This window comes from Streptomyces sp. NPDC054866, from assembly GCF_053610745.1.
On record NZ_JBSGZA010000012.1, the window covers coordinates 85,256 to 99,752 of the forward strand.

Consider the following 14,497-nt stretch of genomic DNA (forward strand, 5'->3'; position numbering starts at 1 on the left):
TCCTCACCTGGGCGCGACCCGCAACTCATCGATGCGCAGGCCCAGTTCCTCCCCCGCGTGCTCCGGGGCAGCCAGCGTGATGGTCACGGGGGACACCTTGTCGCCGGGTACGGAGAAGGGGCCCACGGCGCGGCGGGTCAGTTCCGCGCCCTTCACCAGCCGGGAGTGCTTGCCGACCTGGACCCGGTAGAGCGCCTCGGGCCGCGCCTCTCCGCGGACCTCCACCGTCAGCCTTTCGGCGCGGTCGGCGGTGAGGTGGGCGGTGTGCCGCACTGTGGTCCTGCGGGTGCTGTAGTAGCTGCCGCTGTCGGCGTAGCTGTAGCCGTGCTCGATGTCGGCGGGGTCCAGGACGGCGGCCGCGTCTTGGCCGAGGGCGACCGTGCGCTCCGGGATGATCCGGAGTTCACCGCCGAGTTCGACCTTCACTACGGGGAGCACGTCGTCGTGCGGGCGGTCGGGCAGCGTCACGACGAGGTCGCCCCCGTCCCAGCGCCGGTCGAGCCGGTCCTTCGAGCCGTCCTCGCGGACATCGCGTACGGAGGTGGCCAGGCCCGGCAGCCGGAGTTCACCGGACTTCGGCCACTGGGTCACGTGCAGGAACAGGTCGCGGCCGTTGACGGTGACCTCGCCCCACGGCTGCCCGCCGAAGCGCGTGGCCGACGCCCCGAGTACGGCGCCCGGGTGGCGCCTGAGCCAGTCGCCCATACCGCGCAGGACGTCGGCCTCGAACTCCACGACCGAACCGTCGCCGCGCGGGCCGATGTTGAGGAGGTAGTTGCCGCCGCGGGCGCGCACGCCGGTAAGACCGCCGACCAAGTCCCTGATCTTGCCGGGCAGATCCTCGCGCTTCTGCCAGCTGCGGTAGCCCCAGGTCTCGTGGTAGATCGACGCGGGTGTCTGCCAGGCGCCGTCGAGCGCGACCGCGGGGATTTCGTTGTCGCCGAGGGTTCGGAAGTCGCCCTTGTTGTTCCACACGCGGCTGTTGACCGCGGCCTTCGGCTGGAGTTCGCGGACGATTCCGGCGAATTTCTCGCTCTGGGCGGCGGTGGGCGAGGACATGTCGAACCACACCTCGGCGATGTCCCCGTACCCGGTCATCAGCTCGCGGAGCTGCCCCTCGATGACGGGTTCCATCGATGCGGGGATGGGATTGTTGTTGTTGCCGTCGAAGTCGTGGCCCTGGTGCCAGTCGACGAGTGAGAAGTAGAAGCCGAACTTCAGTCCCTGGCTGCGGCATTCGTGGGCAAGCGCCTTCAGCGGGTCCTTGCCGTACGGGGTCGCGTCGACGACGTCGTAGCCGGTGGTGTCGGTGTCGAACATGGAGAAGCCGTCATGATGCTTGCTGGTGATGACCACGTAGCGCATCCCGGCCTGCTTCGCGAGGGAGCAGATCTCCGCGGGGTCGAACCGGTCGGGCCTGAACCGCTTGGCCACTTCGAGGTACTCCTCCTCGGAGATGTCGGCCCACATCTGGATCTGTTCGCTGTAGCCCTTGGTGACCGGTTTGCCCTGCCACACGCCTCCCAGTTCGGAGAACAGGCCCCAGTGGATGAACATCCCGTACTGGAGCCGCTGCCAGGCCGCGAGGTCCTTGTCGTCACTGGGCTCGATCTCGCCGGGAATGCCTTGGGTGCGGGGCCCGCCTGGCCGGTCCGCCTGTGTGGCGACCGCTGTGGGAGGGCTTGCGGCGGCTGCTCCGACGTCGGCGGCGACGGCGAGCAGGAGTGCGAGCATGACGCCGATCACCTTGCGCATCACGAATCTCCTCTACGACTGCCCCTGTTGATTCATCCGACCTCCAGAGCCCACACGGGCGCATTTCGTGACATGAGGGAGGGATGGGGGCGGGTACATCGGATGTTAGATGCGCGATGGCGTGGCGTCACCACCCCCGACGGACCGGCTTGCGACAGATACCGGTTTCTACGTCGAAGCGCTCAACTGACGCTTCCCCCTTGAGCGTTCAGCCGAGCCCGTGCTAGAAACCGCTTACTCTCCACCCGTAGCACGGGTGACACACAGCCCCGCGAGCCCCTCCCCCCCACTCGCAAGGAGCCCCCACATGCGCAAACGAACCGGCACGCTCACGGCCGCCGCCTCCTCCCTGGTCCTGCTCACCGCCGCACCCGCCGATGCCTCCGTCATCTGGGACGGGGACGCGTCCGGCGGGACCGGCGTGTTCTCCTCGACGCTGTGCGACTCCCCCGGCGGCGTCTCCGCGCAGGACAACGACGACGGCCGCGGCCAGGTCTTCAAGTTCAACAAGCCGCTCGGTCTTGAGCGTTGCGAAGCCCATGGGATCAGCGTCGGCGGTTCGCGGTACACCTTCAAGAACAACTCGACGTACTGGATCGGCTGGGACACCTCCACCAACACCCCGGACGCGGGCACGATCTTCCAGTGGAAGTCGTACGGCACCAACGACCAACACCAGCAGAACTACCCGGTGTTGATGAAGGTCGAGGGCGGGGTCCTCAAGCTGTTCCACATCGAGGTCGGCGAGAAGTGGACCCTGAAGTGGTCCACGCCCGTCACGACCAGTAAGTACAAGCGGATCGTGCTCGGCATCCACACCTCGTCCGACGCTTCCGCCGGGTGGGTGGCGGCCTTCTACAACGGCACCAAGGTCGCCGAGTTCTCCGGCCGCACCTGGGACGACCTGGGCAATGACACGCGCTTCGGGACCTACGGCGCCGAGGTCAAGGACAAGCGCGTCATCAACTGGATCGACGGGCTAAAGGTCGGCACGACGTACGGAGATGTGGACGGCTGACGTCGGACGCGCCGCCCTCAGGCCCGCTGGACCAGCCGCCCCTCGGACAGCTCCAACAGCCTGCTCTGATGGCGTTCGCGCAGGGCCCGGTCGTGGGTGACCATCACGACCGGGCCGGTGAACTGCTCCACCGCTTCCTGCAGTTGCTCGACGAGAGCCAGACTGAGGTGGTTGCTCGGCTCGTCGAGCAGCAGCAGGTGCGGGCGCCGCGAGAACAGCAGCGCGAGTTCGAGGCGCCGCAACTGGCCCACGGAAAGACGGTTCACCGGCACATCGAAGTCCGAGGGCCCGAACAGGCCGAACCGGGTCAGCTCCCTCGCGGCGTCGTCGGCATAGACGGCGCGGTGCGCGGCGAAGGTGGCAAGGACGCCGCGCCGCTCCTGGGAGTAGTGGCTCTCCTGCGGCAAGTAGCCGACGCGCAGCCCCGGTTCACGTACGACCACCCCCGCGTCGGGCGACCGTAGGCCTGCCAGGGCGGCCAGGAGCGTGGATTTGCCCGCGCCGTTCACTCCGGTGATCACGTGCAGCGAACCGGGGGCGAGCTCCAGGTCCACGCCCCGCACCACATCGCCGACGACCAGGCCCTCGGCCCGGAGCAGCACCCCGTCGGGCGGCTCCGCGCTCTCCGACGCCTGGAGAGGCGGCTGGAAGGCCAGCGGCTCGGGCGGGCGCTGTACTTCCTCGTCGAGGAGCCGCGCCAATTGCTGCCGGGCCGCGCGGGTCGCGCGGGACGCGGCGGCCTGGGCGCCGCCCCCTGCGAGGTTGTAGGACAGCTTGTCGCTGTCCCGCATCGCACCGAAGGTGCGGCCGGATCTGCCGGCCCTGTCGAGCCGCCGCCGCGCCTCGGCCAGTTCCTGGCGCCAGTCGCGGTACTGCTGCCACCAACGCGCTTGGGCCGCGGCGCGCTCGTCGAGGTAGTCGCGGTAGCCGCCGCCGTAGCGCACGGTCGAGCCGCGGGATCCGTCCAGGTCGACGATGGCCGTGACGGCGGTGTCGAGCAGCTGCCGGTCGTGCGAGGCGATGAGGCACGGCCCCTGGTACCGGTCCAGCCACTGGACGAGCCAGTCCACCGCACGGTCGTCGAGGTGGTTCGTCGGCTCGTCGAGGAGCAGCCCGGCGGGTTCGGTGAGGACAAGCTCGGCGAGCGCCAGGCGGGAGCGCTCGCCTCCCGAGAGCGTCTCCGTGGGTCGGCGCCGGTCCAGGCCGCCGAGGCCGAAGACGTCGAGGACCTCGCCGACGCGGGCGTCGAGTTCCCAGCCGCCGCGTCGCGCGAACTCGTCCTGGAGCCTGCCGTACTCGCTGAGCACCTCGCTCAGGTCGTCCTCGCCCGACGACATCAACTCCTCGGCGTCCCGCATCCGTTCGGCCATGTCGGCGAACTCGGCGGTCGCCCGCGCGAGCACGGTCTCGATGGTCGCTCCGGCAGGGAACCCTGGCTGCTGCGGCAGGAAGCCCACCTGGCCCGCGACCGCTCGTACGACCTGGCCCCGCTGTAGCGGCAGTTCACCGGCGAGGGCGCGCAGCAGCGTCGACTTGCCCCGGCCGTTCTCGCCGATCAGGCCTACCCGCTCACCGCGGGACACCTTGAGCGAGACATCGCGGAGCACCATCCGGTCCCCGAGCACGCAGTGCACGTTCTCGGCGATGAGGTGCGCGGAGCGGTGGTCTCCGGACAGGACGTCCTGGGCACCGGGGTGACCCGCCTGAGTTTCGGACATCGTGAGGAGCTCCTGTCTTACGCCGAGAACCACCGGAAAGTCACAGCCACCGCCGGGCGTGGGCCCGTACTCGTCAGTCGTCCAACGGCGTTCCGCAGCGGGCGCAGTATCGGGCGTCGCGTTCGGCGGCGAGCCGCCCGCACTCGCGGCAGACGAGGCCGAGCAGGCACACCGGCTCTCCCGCTTCGGAGCCGTCGGCCGGACCGGTGCCGGGGGCTGGCAGGCGGCGGTGGGCGGTCGTGTAGACGAGCCCCTCCTCCCCCGCGTCCACGCAGCGGGGGGCGCCCGCGGGAAGCCAGGCGAGGGCGCCGGGTGCGAGCTGCCAGGTCGTGTCCGGGGTGCGGAGTTCACCGGCGCCGGCCAGCACGGTGAGCAGTACCCCGAACTCCTCCTCCGTGTGCTCGCCGATGCCCGCGCCCGGGGCCAGCCGGACGACATCGGCGTCCAGATCCCTCGTGCGGTCGCCGAGCGACCACAGGACGCTGATCTGCCCTCGCCCGACGGCCGCGGTCTGTTCCGGTCCGACGAAGACCGTGGCGGCGGGGGCGGGCGTGCTCATGCGAACTCCAGTCAGCGGAGGCGGAGACGGTGGCCATGCGCGCATGCAGGGGCGCGGGTCGGCTGCGGCGCCGGCGGGATTCGAACCCGCGGACAGGGAAGGGCAAGGCCCGCCCGGCTCCCGTCAGTCGGCGTGAGAGGGGCTTCCCCCACGCCGATCGCAATGGGCCGCTCTGCCACGGCTCCGCAACCTGCGGGACCGCGCGATCCCGCTCAGCCGAGCATAAGGACAGCGCCGGGCGGGGGCGAGTTCATTATCGCCGCGGACCGAACGCCCGGGCGTCGGCGGCCTGGGTCAGGACGCGGCGGCCCCCGGTCAGGGAGAGGTCCTGACGACGAACGAGCGGTTCCCGCCGGCCCGTGATCGTCGACGGCCGGGGGCGAGGCCACCGATGGCGATACGGCGTTGGTGCGCTGCGCCGAAGACGACGGGCGGTCCGCGCTGCCGGACCTGATCGCGCAGACGCTGACCGCCGCGTTCGGCGAGGCGGTGATCGGGAGCGACCCGGGCGCGCGAGACACCCGCTCGGCCGCTCCCTGAACTACCCGCCCAGAACACCCCATCGGCCCGCGTGTTGGCCCGCGCGCCAAGAGGACCCCTGCCCGACCGTCGAATGCCTGGGGGCGAGGCCACCGATGGCGATACGGCGTTGGTGCGCTGCGCCGAAGACGACGGTCGGTCCGCGCTCCCGGACCTGATCGCGCAGGCGCTGACCGCCGCGTTCCGCGAGGCCGTGATCGGCAGCGACCCGGGCGCACGAGACACCGCTCGGCCGCTCCCTGAACTACCCGCCCAGAACGCCCCATCGGCCCGCGTGTTGGCCCGCGCGCCAAGAGGACCCCTGCCCGACCGTCGACGGCCTGGGGGCGAGGCCACCGATGGCGATACAGCGTTGGTGCGCTGGGCCGAGGACGGCGGGCGGTCCGCGCTGCCGGACCTGATGGCGCAGGCGCTGACCGCCGCGTTCGGCGAGGCGGTGATCGGGAGCGACCTGGGCGACCGAGACATCCGCTCGGCCGCTCCCTGAACTGCCCGCCCGGAGCTTCCCATTGCCCGCGTGCGCCAAGAGGACCCCTGCCCGATCGTCGAAGATCATCGGGTGCAGAATGACGCGTATGTCGATAACGAACACTCCCAAGACGGCCACGATCGGCGATGCCTCGCAGATCGGCCGCAACCTGGCCCGTGCTTTCGGCGACGACCCGATGATGCGCTGGTTCTTCCCCGACGACACCACGCGCGAGGCGGGGCTCGGCCGCTACTTCGCCACGCTCTTCACCCGGCAGTACGTCCACCACGGCGTCTGCGAGCACACCGCGTCGGCCGCGGCCTACTGGGTGCCGCCGGGCGCGCAGGACAAAGCCGTTCCCGACGCGGAGACCATCCAGGAGCTCGTGGAGATTCTCGGCGACCGGGCTTCGCTGTTCCAGGAGGCCGCGGCGGCGGCCGCCGAGCACGGACCGCAGGAGCCGCACTGGTACCTGGCCGTGGTCGGCGCGGACCCGGCCGCCCAGGGCCAGGGCCACGGAGCGGCCCTCCTCCGCTCGGGCCTCGCCAAGGCCGACGCGGACGGTCTGCCCGTCTACCTGGAATCCTCCAAGCCCTCGAACCTCCCCGTCTACGAGCACTTCGGCTTCACGGTGCTCGGCGAGGTGCAACTGCCGGGCGGCGGACCGACCTTGTGGTCGATGCGCCGCGAGCCGCGCCGCCCGGCCGACGCCTGAGCCTTAGCGCATCAAGAGCCTGCGCGCATCAGGAGATGGCCGCGGCGGAACCGTTCACCCTCGATCGGCTCACGCAGCATCCGGCCGACTTCGACGAACCCGGCCTCGCGGGCAAGCTCCGCAAGGCCCTCGATCGGCCAGCGGTAGGCCGTCGTCACCTTGTGGTCGAACGGCGTGACCGGGAGGCCCTCCGACTCGAAGAAGCCGAGCAGGAGATGGCCGCCCGTCGCGATGACCCGCCGGAACTCGGCGAAGTACGGAGGCAGTTCCTGGGGCGGTGTGTGGATGACCGAGTACCAGGACAGGATGCCGCTCAGCTTGCCGTCGGGCAGGTCGAGGGCGTCCATGGAACCGACCTCGAACCGCAGGTCAGGGTAGCTCTCGCGGGCGAGATCGATCATCACCGGCGACAGATCGATGCCGAGGACGTCGAGACCCAGGTCCCGCAGGAGCGCCGTCGTCTGTCCAGGGCCGCATCCCAACTCGGCTACGGGACCTCCGTCGTTGGCCGACGCGAGCTCGGCGAACGCGGCGAGCAGCGCACGGTCCAGCGGCAGTGCGTCGTACGCGTTGCGGGCGAGTTCGGCGTAGACGTCGGCGATGGCGTCGTAGGCGTCCGCTGTCGTATCGAGGTAGGAGGAAGTATCAGTCACAGCCGAGGAATCTAGTGGGTGCCCATGACACTGGCACCGAGGCCCCCTCCCCCCCTCGACGCCGCCCCACCCGCTCAGCCGTGGCGTCGCGGCAGGCGTACCACCTGGACGAAGAAGTCGTCGATCTGGCGTACGGCGGCGATGAACTGGTCCAGGTCCACCGGCTTGGTGACGTAGGCGTTCGCGTGCAGCCGGTAGCTGCGCAGGATGTCCTCCTCCGCTGCCGACGTGGTCAGTACCACCACCGGTATGTCCTGAAGATCCGGGTCCGACTTGATCTTTTCCAGGACCTGACGCCCGTCGTACTTGGGGAGGTTGAGGTCGAGCAGGATGAGATCGGGACGCCGTGCCGCCGTGTGCCCGCCGCGCTGGTACAGGAAATCGAGCGCTTCCTCGCCGTCCCGGACCACGTGCAGCGTGTTGCTGATCTTGTTGTCCTCGAACGCCTCGCGCGTCATCAGCTCGTCGCCCGGGTCGTCCTCCACGAGGAGCACGTCGATCGGCGCGGTGGAAGGGGTGGTCATGTCAGGGCCTTCTCTTCGGTACGGGACGCGGTGTCCTCGGCGGTGTCGGCATCGGCATCGAGACCGGCATCGGCATCGGACGGCAGGGTGAAGCAGAGACGAGCTCCCCCGGCATGGCCGCTGTCGATCCAGATGTGGCCGCCGTGATGCTCGACGATCTTCTTGCACAGGGCCAGGCCGATGCCGGTGCCCCCGTAGGCATCCCGGCCGTGCAGGCGCTGGAAGATCACGAAGACCTTCTCCGCGAACTCCTCGGGGATGCCGATGCCGTTGTCGGTGACGCTGAAGCTCCAGGTGCCCGAACTCTCGTCCGCCTCGCAGGTGATCTGGATCCGCGGGGTGCGTTCGGGATGGTGGAACTTGACGGCGTTGCCGACGAGGTTCTGCCAGAGCATCGTCAGGAGCGTCGGATCGCCGACGATCTCGGGGAGATCCTCAGGACGTTCGATGAGGGCGCCGGTGTCCCGGACAGAGGTGTCCAGGTTGGCGAGCGCCTTCGTGAGGGCCTGGTCGAGATCGACGGGCACCCGGGCGTCGTTGAGGCGCCCGACGCGGGAGAAGGTGAGCAGGTCATTGATGAGGACCTGCATGCGCTTGGCGCCGTCGACGGCGAAGTCGATGTACTGCTTCGCGCGGTCGTCGAGTGTGTCTCCGTACCGCTTCTCGAGGAGCTGGCAGAAGGAGGCGACCTTGCGCAGGGGCTCCTGAAGATCGTGGGATGCGACGTAGGCGAACTGCTCCAGTTCGGCGTTCGAGCGGCGGAGTTCCACGGCCTGGGCGTCCAGTTCATCCGCCTGCTGAGTCAACGCGTCCCGCTGCCGCCGCGAGGCTCCCAGTTCCTCGACGATCTGCTGCCGCATGCCCTCTACGTCTGCTGCCACCGCCCTGAGGTCCGCGGGGCCGTCGACCGTGATGACGTGGTCGAAATCGCCGCGCGCCACTTGTCGGGATGAGACACGCAGCGCTTCCAGGGGCCGGGCCACAAGCGCGCGCACCAGGAACGCCAGGGCGACACCGGCCAGCAGGAAGACCGCCACCATGGCACCGAGGATCACGGTGCGCGCCGTACGGGAGCTGTCAAGCTCGGCCTTGCCGTCGGCGACGGCCTGGGCCAGGTCGGCGTTCTGCGCGGCCCATACGGTGCGGATCTGGTCGAAGACCTCCTTGCCGCGCTCGGCGCTCGTCTCGGCTACGTCGCGCGGCTCACCGGGCGTGACCTCGTCCACCAGCGGATCGGCGTACGCGCGCCGCCAGTCCGCCGCCTCCCGCTGGACCGCCTTGAGGTCCGCCATCAGCCGGGGCTGGTCCCCGATGAGTTCGCGCAGTTGAGCGGCGGCGCGGGCCTCGTCCCGCTTGCCCCGCGCGTAGGGCTCAAGGAACTGGCGGTCGGCAGTGATGGCGTAGCCCCGGACGCCGGACTCCTGGCTCACCAGCGCGGCCTGCAGACGGTAGGTCTGCGTGCGGGCCGGCTCCAGGCGGTCGACCAGCTGGTCGGTCACGTCCGCGGTCGTGCCCAGCAGACGGGCGCCGACCACGGTGCCCGCCACCACCAGGAGCACCATCAAGGCGAGGACCAGCTGGAACCAGCCCTGCACGGTCAGCCGGCGGCCGATCCATGCTCTGCTCGTCGTCTCAACCACGGCGTTGTTCTCCGATACTGCGTTCGCCGCTACTGCTCTTGTAACGGCCTTCGGCCACGGCTCTCGTCGGCCCTTCGCCGTCACCGTGCCAGTGCAGGTGCACCACGGCCACGTCGTCGGCGAGGCCGCCCCGCGCCTCCGCGAGGTTCTCGGCCCGCTGGATCAGCGTGTCGACGAATGCCGCCGGTCTCAGCGCGCCCAACTCCCGGGCGAGGTGCAGCAGTCCCTGTTCGCCGAGACGCTCGCCTCCCTCGCCGATGTGTCCTTCGAAGAGGCCGTCGGTGAACAGCACGAGCGCCGACCCTGGGGGCAGGGTCACCTCCTCGACCGGCCAGAGCGGAACACCGGGCGCGACGCCCAGGGCGGGACCGCCTGCCACCTCCACCCACTCGACGCCGCCCTCCGCGGTGCGCAGCAGCATCCCGGGGTGGCCCGCGCGCGTCAGCCGCGCGTGCGGTGCCCCGGCGGGCACGGAGAGGCTCGTCAGCGTGGCGAAGACGTACGGCTTCACCCGCTCGGCCAGCATGATCTCTTCGAGCCGGCCCACCTGTTCGGAGCCGGTGACGCCGCTGAGCACCAGCGTGCGCCAGGCGATGCGCAGGGCCACGCCGAGGGCCGCCTCATCGGGGCCATGGCCGGAGACGTCCCCTATGAGCGCGTGCACGGTGCCGTCCGCGCTCTGGACGATGTCGTAGAAGTCGCCACCCAGCAGAGCCTGGGCGCGGCCGGGCCGGTAGCGGGCGACGACGTCCACGCCCGCGCTGTTGAGGAGCGGTCTGGGCAGCAGTCCGCGCTCCAGCCTGGTGTTCTCCTGTGCCTGCATCTGGCTGGCCTGCAGCGCGACGGCCGCCTGCTCGGCCTGCTTGCGCTGGATCGCGTAGCGCACGGCCCGGCCGAACAGCTCCGGTTCGACGCGGCCCTTGACGAGGTAGTCCTGGGCCCCGGCGGCCACGGCGGCGGAACCGGTCTCCTCCTCGGCGAGACCCGTGAGCACGACGACCGCGACCTGATCGGCCCGGGACCGGACCATGGACACGGCTTCCAGCCCCTGGGCGTCCGGCAGATGCAGGTCGAGCAGCACGCAGTCCGGCACTTCGAAGGTCATTGCCTCACGCGCCTCGGCCATGGAACGCACCCAATGCAGACGCATCTTCAAAGCACTGTCGGCGACGAGTTCCTCGACCAGGAGCGCGTCGCCCGGATCGTCCTCGACCAGTAGGACCGATGGCTGCGACAACTCCCGGGCTGCTGCGGTGCCGCTCTCGCCGGCCGCGCGTACGCCGGAAGTCCATGGCTGTGAGGCCACCGCTGTGTTCCCGCCTTCCCCACCCGGTAAGTCCGCCTGGCCATGCGGCCGTTGCCGACGGTCGGCCTCCGCGGCGAGCCTGCCGCGGCAACCGTCGAACGGTCTCCGGATCTTCGCACAACGCACACACCGCTCGGTAGCCGACCGTCAATGCGACGGGCCGCGACCGAGCAACGGACGTGGGCGGGGACACCCACAAGGGGCGCGTACCGCAAGGGTTTACGAGTGGTGCGCCTCCGCCACCCCGAGCCCGCTTCCCCCGGAGCTCGTCACTGGCCCACCCTGCCGTCGATGCACTCCCGCAACAGGTCGGCCTGCCCGCAGTGACGGGCGTACTCCTCGATCCTGTGCACCATCAGCTCCCGGACCGCGAAGCCTTCCTCGCCCAAACGCTCGCCCAGGTCCGGGTGTTCGGCCAGTTCGGCGTCCAATGCCGCCTGTTCGCGCGCGAGGTCGGCGTATGCGGCGTCGACCACATCCTGCTCGCCGACGGCCCCGTTGAAGTCCGCGTCGCGCTCGCCGTACAGCTTCGGCAGCGGCTCGCCGTCCCTGATCCAGTTGCGCCAGTCCCGTTCCACCTCGGCGAGGTGCCGCAGCAGGCCGAGCAGGGACAGCGTCGACGGCGGAACCGACCGACGGGCGAGTTGCTCCGCGTCCAGGCCCTCGCACTTCATCTTCAGGGTCATGCGGTAGCCCGCCAGGAAGTCCTCCAGCGTCGCCAGCTCTCCGTCCGGACTGACTCCGTCGCTGTTGCGGGGGTCGTCGTCCGGGTCCACCCACATGTCGGGGTAGGTGGTTGCCCGGCTCCATCGATCGGGTCGGTCGCTCATGCGGCACATGGTCGTCCGCGAGGACCCGGTGCGCTACCGAATTACGCGCGCATGACGCGGCTCAGTGCTGGATCTGGATGAGGTTGCCGCAGGTGTCGTCGAGGACCGCGGTGGTGACCGGGCCCATCTCCACCGGCTCCTGGGTGAACTTCACCCCGAGCGCACGCAGCCGCTCGAACTCCGCGGCCACGTCGTCCACTGCGAAGGCGGTCACCGGGATGCCGTCCTCGACCAGCGCCGTCGTGTACGGCCGCACCGCGGGATGGTGGGAGGGCTCCAGGAGCAGCTCGGTCCCTTCGGGGTCCTCCGGTGAGACCACGGTCAGCCACCGGTCGTCGCCGAGGGGGACGTCGTGCTTCTTCACGAAGCCGAGCACGTCGGTGTAGAAGCGCAGGGCCTTCTCCTGGTCATCGACGAAAACGCTGGTCAGGTGGATCCTCATGGGGTCGCTCCGGTGCTTGGGGCCTGAGCCATCGGGTCACGATGAGCTCGAGCGGTTCGGTGTTCAGGTCGTGGAACTTGTAGCGGCCTTCGCGTCGCGAATGGACGAGGCCGGCGGTTTCCAGCACCGCCAGGTGCTGGCTGATGGCCTGGCGTGACAGCCCCAGTCCGTGCTTGCTCACGAGCCTGGCGCATATCTCGAACAGGGTCTGCCCGTCCCGTTCCACCAGCTCGTCAAGGATGCGCCGACGGGTGGGGTCGGCCAGCGCCTTGAAAACATCCTCCGACATGACCCCCACCATAGGCAAGTGGCGGCTTACCTATCAAGGCGACCGGTCAGGACAGCCGGTCAGGGCAGCCGGTCAAGACAACCGACCGAGGCAGCCGACGGACCCGGTCAGCGCCAGTCGGGAGCGCCCGAGACGGGCGACAGGAGGCTTTCGATCTTCGCCTGGATCTCCCGCATGACGGACACGACGCGGCCCTGGTGTTCATCGGTGAGCCGGGCCACGGGCACCGAGCAGCTGATGGCGTCGACGGCCGGGGCGTCGTACCGCAGGGCGAAACCGAAGCCCGCGATCCCGGTCACCGTCTCCTCGCGGTCGATGGCGTAGCCGCGTTCACGCACTCGCCCCAGGTCGGCGAGCAGGGCGGCGCGGTCGGTGTGCGTACTCGGCGTGCGGGCGGTCAACACGCCTTCGGGGAGCGGGAGTTCGTCGTCCGGGCGCTCGGCGAGCAGTGCCTTTCCCAGGGCTCCGGCGTGCGCGGGGACGCGGCGGCCGACGCGGCTGATGGTGCGCAGGTACTCGTGCGACTCACGGGTCGCGAGGTAGACGACGTGCGGGCCGTCGAGCCGCGCCAGGTGGATCGTCTCGCCCAGGGCGTCCGACGCCTCGTCCAGATACGGGCGGATGGCGCGCACCCGTACGTCGGCGTCCAGGTAACTCGTGCCCGTCAGCAGCGTGCGGATCCCGATGCCGTAGAGGGATCCGGTGGTGTCGGTACGCACCCAGCCGCAGTCGGTCAGGGTCCGCAGCAGCTGATACATGCTGCTGCGCGGTACGTCCAACTCCTCGGCGAGCTCGTCCAGACGGGCGGGCCGGTCGGCGCGCTCGGCGAGCAGTTCGAGGAGCGCCACGGTGCGCAGCGCCGACTTCACCCCACGGACACCCGCGTCCGCCCCGCGGCCCGTTCCGCTCTCCGACATGCGCCCATCGTAGATCCGCGGCGCCGACCCATTGACCCCTGATCGTTCATGACTCTAGCCTCCATTCTCATACGTGGACGCCATCTGCATATAGAGATGAGATTCGTGAACGCGCTCAGCACGAACAAGCTCAGTACGACGCCCCAGGACGTCGCCCAGCGGCTGCGAGAGGGCATGGCGCGCGGCGTGCTGTCCTTCCCGCTCACGAGCATGGGGAGTGACGGCAGCCTCAACGTGGAGGCCTACCGGGCATATCTGACGGCCCAGTTGGCGACGGAGCCGGGCGCGGTGTTCCCCGCCTGCGGGACCGGCGAGTTCTTCTCACTCGACGAGGAGGAGTACCGCGCGGTCGTCAGGGTCACGGTCGAGGTCGCCGACAGCCGTCTGCCGGTGGTGGCGGGCACCGGATACGGGTGGGCCCAGTCGCTGCGGTTCGCCCGGATCGCCGAGGAAGAGGGCGCGGACGCCCTGTTGGTGATGCCCCATTACCTGGTCGAGGCCTCGCAGGACGGCCTGGTGGAACAGCTGCGCCGCATCGCCGCCGGCACCCGGCTGCCCCTCATCGCCTACCAGCGCGGCCAGGTCACCTTCAGCGCCGGCGCCCTGCGCCGCGTCGCCGACATCCCCACCGTCATCGGTCTCAAGGACGGGCACAGCGACCTCGACCGGCTGCAGCGCCTGACCCTCGCCGCCCCCGACGGCTTCCTCTTCTTCAACGGCGCCGCCACCGCGGAGATCCAAGCCCGCGCCTACGCCACCGTCGGCGTCCCCGCCTACTCCTCCGCCGTCCACGCCTTCGCCCCCGAGATCGCCGACGCCTTCTTCGCCGCGCTGCGGGAGCGGGACGACGCGGCGGTGGACCGGCTCCTGAGGGACTTCTACGTCCCGCTGGTCGAACTGCGCGACCGGGCGCCGGGATACGCCGTCTCGCTGGTCAAGGCCGCCGCCCGGCTGCGCGGCCTCCCGGTCGGCCCGGTGCGCGCGCCCCTCACCGACCCCGGCCCGGACGACATCGCCGACCTGGAGAAGGTCCTGGACGCCGGACTCGATCTGGTCTCGGCCGCCCGGCACAGGGCCTGAACGCTCGACGCACCGCCTTTGCCCAACAGTTCAAAGGGGAAC

At 70.1% G+C, this 14,497-nt stretch carries 16 protein-coding genes and 1 tRNA gene; 5 read left to right on the forward strand and 12 right to left on the reverse strand.

Annotation, left to right across the window (positions count from 1 at the left end; translation table 11 throughout):
* Nucleotides 1-3: 3 nt before the first annotated feature.
* Nucleotides 4-1,755 carry an alpha-L-fucosidase gene (locus ACWGI2_RS39365; RefSeq protein WP_453700736.1) on the reverse strand — a complete coding sequence of 584 codons (1,752 nt, stop codon included), beginning with the start codon at nucleotides 1,753-1,755 and terminating at the stop codon, nucleotides 4-6.
* Nucleotides 1,756-2,062: 307 nt separating this feature from the next.
* On the opposite strand from ACWGI2_RS39365, the gene ACWGI2_RS39370 reads away from it, so the two are divergent.
* A complete protein-coding gene (locus ACWGI2_RS39370) occupies nucleotides 2,063-2,773 on the forward strand; it encodes a heparin lyase I family protein (protein WP_453700738.1) in 711 nt (236 codons plus the stop codon).
* A gap of 17 nt (nucleotides 2,774-2,790) precedes the next feature.
* Here the strand turns inward: ACWGI2_RS39370 and ACWGI2_RS39375 are convergent, their stop codons facing one another.
* From ACWGI2_RS39375 to ACWGI2_RS39385, 3 genes are all read right to left on the reverse strand, one after another.
* Nucleotides 2,791-4,491 carry an ABC-F family ATP-binding cassette domain-containing protein gene (locus tag ACWGI2_RS39375; RefSeq protein WP_453700739.1) on the reverse strand — a complete coding sequence of 567 codons (1,701 nt, stop codon included), beginning with the start codon at nucleotides 4,489-4,491 and terminating at the stop codon, nucleotides 2,791-2,793.
* 73 nt (nucleotides 4,492-4,564) lie between these two features.
* A complete protein-coding gene (locus ACWGI2_RS39380) occupies nucleotides 4,565-5,050 on the reverse strand; it encodes a cupin domain-containing protein (RefSeq protein WP_453700740.1) in 486 nt (161 codons plus the stop codon).
* 65 nt (nucleotides 5,051-5,115) lie between these two features.
* A tRNA-OTHER gene (locus tag ACWGI2_RS39385) sits at nucleotides 5,116-5,235 on the reverse strand.
* 223 nt (nucleotides 5,236-5,458) lie between these two features.
* Here ACWGI2_RS39385 and ACWGI2_RS39390 point away from each other — a divergent pair.
* From ACWGI2_RS39390 to ACWGI2_RS39400, 3 genes are all read left to right on the forward strand, one after another.
* Nucleotides 5,459-5,590: a hypothetical protein gene (locus ACWGI2_RS39390; RefSeq protein ID WP_453700742.1), complete on the forward strand. Its 132-nt coding sequence runs from the start codon at nucleotides 5,459-5,461 to the stop codon at nucleotides 5,588-5,590.
* Nucleotides 5,591-5,663: 73 nt separating this feature from the next.
* Nucleotides 5,664-6,077, forward strand: a complete 414-nt coding sequence (locus ACWGI2_RS39395) for a hypothetical protein (RefSeq protein WP_453700744.1) — start codon at nucleotides 5,664-5,666, stop codon at nucleotides 6,075-6,077.
* A gap of 79 nt (nucleotides 6,078-6,156) precedes the next feature.
* Entirely contained in the window at nucleotides 6,157-6,774 is a 618-nt protein-coding gene (locus ACWGI2_RS39400; protein WP_453700746.1) for a GNAT family N-acetyltransferase, read from the forward strand.
* An 11-nt stretch (nucleotides 6,775-6,785) separates the two neighbouring features.
* Here ACWGI2_RS39400 and ACWGI2_RS39405 read toward each other — a convergent pair whose 3' ends face one another.
* From ACWGI2_RS39405 to ACWGI2_RS39440, 8 genes are all read right to left on the reverse strand, one after another.
* Complete coding sequence (locus ACWGI2_RS39405) at nucleotides 6,786-7,427, reverse strand: class I SAM-dependent DNA methyltransferase (protein WP_453700748.1); 642 nt, start codon at nucleotides 7,425-7,427, stop codon at nucleotides 6,786-6,788.
* A 74-nt stretch (nucleotides 7,428-7,501) separates the two neighbouring features.
* Complete coding sequence (locus ACWGI2_RS39410; protein WP_453398795.1) at nucleotides 7,502-7,951, reverse strand: response regulator; 450 nt, start codon at nucleotides 7,949-7,951, stop codon at nucleotides 7,502-7,504.
* On the reverse strand, nucleotides 7,948-9,513 hold the full coding sequence (locus ACWGI2_RS39415; protein WP_453700792.1) for a sensor histidine kinase: 1,566 nt from the start codon (nucleotides 9,511-9,513) through the stop codon (nucleotides 7,948-7,950). Before ACWGI2_RS39415 ends, ACWGI2_RS39410 begins: the two co-directional genes overlap by 4 nt.
* A 70-nt stretch (nucleotides 9,514-9,583) precedes the next feature.
* Nucleotides 9,584-10,828, reverse strand: a complete 1,245-nt coding sequence (locus tag ACWGI2_RS39420; RefSeq protein WP_453700793.1) for a PP2C family protein-serine/threonine phosphatase — start codon at nucleotides 10,826-10,828, stop codon at nucleotides 9,584-9,586.
* Between the two features lie 338 nt (nucleotides 10,829-11,166).
* Nucleotides 11,167-11,727 carry a mycothiol transferase gene (locus ACWGI2_RS39425; protein ID WP_453700750.1) on the reverse strand — a complete coding sequence of 187 codons (561 nt, stop codon included), beginning with the start codon at nucleotides 11,725-11,727 and terminating at the stop codon, nucleotides 11,167-11,169.
* A 61-nt stretch (nucleotides 11,728-11,788) separates the two neighbouring features.
* Entirely contained in the window at nucleotides 11,789-12,169 is a 381-nt protein-coding gene (locus tag ACWGI2_RS39430; RefSeq protein ID WP_453398797.1) for a VOC family protein, read from the reverse strand.
* Nucleotides 12,135-12,458 carry an ArsR/SmtB family transcription factor gene (locus tag ACWGI2_RS39435; RefSeq protein ID WP_453398798.1) on the reverse strand — a complete coding sequence of 108 codons (324 nt, stop codon included), beginning with the start codon at nucleotides 12,456-12,458 and terminating at the stop codon, nucleotides 12,135-12,137. Before ACWGI2_RS39435 ends, ACWGI2_RS39430 begins: the two co-directional genes overlap by 35 nt.
* Nucleotides 12,459-12,565: 107 nt before the next feature.
* Entirely contained in the window at nucleotides 12,566-13,375 is an 810-nt protein-coding gene (locus tag ACWGI2_RS39440) for an IclR family transcriptional regulator (protein ID WP_453700752.1), read from the reverse strand.
* 174 nt (nucleotides 13,376-13,549) lie between these two features.
* Here ACWGI2_RS39440 and ACWGI2_RS39445 point away from each other — a divergent pair, with 174 nt between their 5' ends.
* Nucleotides 13,550-14,455 (forward strand): 5-dehydro-4-deoxyglucarate dehydratase, encoded by a 906-nt coding sequence (locus tag ACWGI2_RS39445; protein ID WP_453700794.1) that lies wholly within the window; start codon nucleotides 13,550-13,552, stop codon nucleotides 14,453-14,455.
* Nucleotides 14,456-14,497: the final 42 nt, after the last annotated feature.

Bases quoted from the DNA above. Each gene is read 5' to 3' on its own strand.
- ACWGI2_RS39380 (WP_453700740.1), bottom strand. From the start codon at position 5,050: ATGAGCACGCCCGCCCCCGCCGCCACGGTCTTCGTCGGACCGGAACAG.
- ACWGI2_RS39425 (WP_453700750.1), bottom strand. From the start codon at position 11,727: ATGAGCGACCGACCCGATCGATGGAGCCGGGCAACCACCTACCCCGAC.
- ACWGI2_RS39370 (WP_453700738.1), top strand. From the start codon at position 2,063: ATGCGCAAACGAACCGGCACGCTCACGGCCGCCGCCTCCTCCCTGGTC.
- ACWGI2_RS39440 (WP_453700752.1), bottom strand. From the start codon at position 13,375: ATGTCGGAGAGCGGAACGGGCCGCGGGGCGGACGCGGGTGTCCGTGGG.
- ACWGI2_RS39430 (WP_453398797.1), bottom strand. From the start codon at position 12,169: ATGAGGATCCACCTGACCAGCGTTTTCGTCGATGACCAGGAGAAGGCC.
- ACWGI2_RS39395 (WP_453700744.1), top strand. From the start codon at position 5,664: ATGCCTGGGGGCGAGGCCACCGATGGCGATACGGCGTTGGTGCGCTGC.
- ACWGI2_RS39445 (WP_453700794.1), top strand. From the start codon at position 13,550: ATGGCGCGCGGCGTGCTGTCCTTCCCGCTCACGAGCATGGGGAGTGAC.
- ACWGI2_RS39375 (WP_453700739.1), bottom strand. From the start codon at position 4,491: ATGTCCGAAACTCAGGCGGGTCACCCCGGTGCCCAGGACGTCCTGTCC.
- ACWGI2_RS39365 (WP_453700736.1), bottom strand. From the start codon at position 1,755: ATGCGCAAGGTGATCGGCGTCATGCTCGCACTCCTGCTCGCCGTCGCC.
- ACWGI2_RS39400 (WP_453700746.1), top strand. From the start codon at position 6,157: ATGACGCGTATGTCGATAACGAACACTCCCAAGACGGCCACGATCGGC.
- ACWGI2_RS39435 (WP_453398798.1), bottom strand. From the start codon at position 12,458: ATGTCGGAGGATGTTTTCAAGGCGCTGGCCGACCCCACCCGTCGGCGC.
- ACWGI2_RS39410 (WP_453398795.1), bottom strand. From the start codon at position 7,951: ATGACCACCCCTTCCACCGCGCCGATCGACGTGCTCCTCGTGGAGGAC.
- ACWGI2_RS39415 (WP_453700792.1), bottom strand. From the start codon at position 9,513: ATGGTGCTCCTGGTGGTGGCGGGCACCGTGGTCGGCGCCCGTCTGCTG.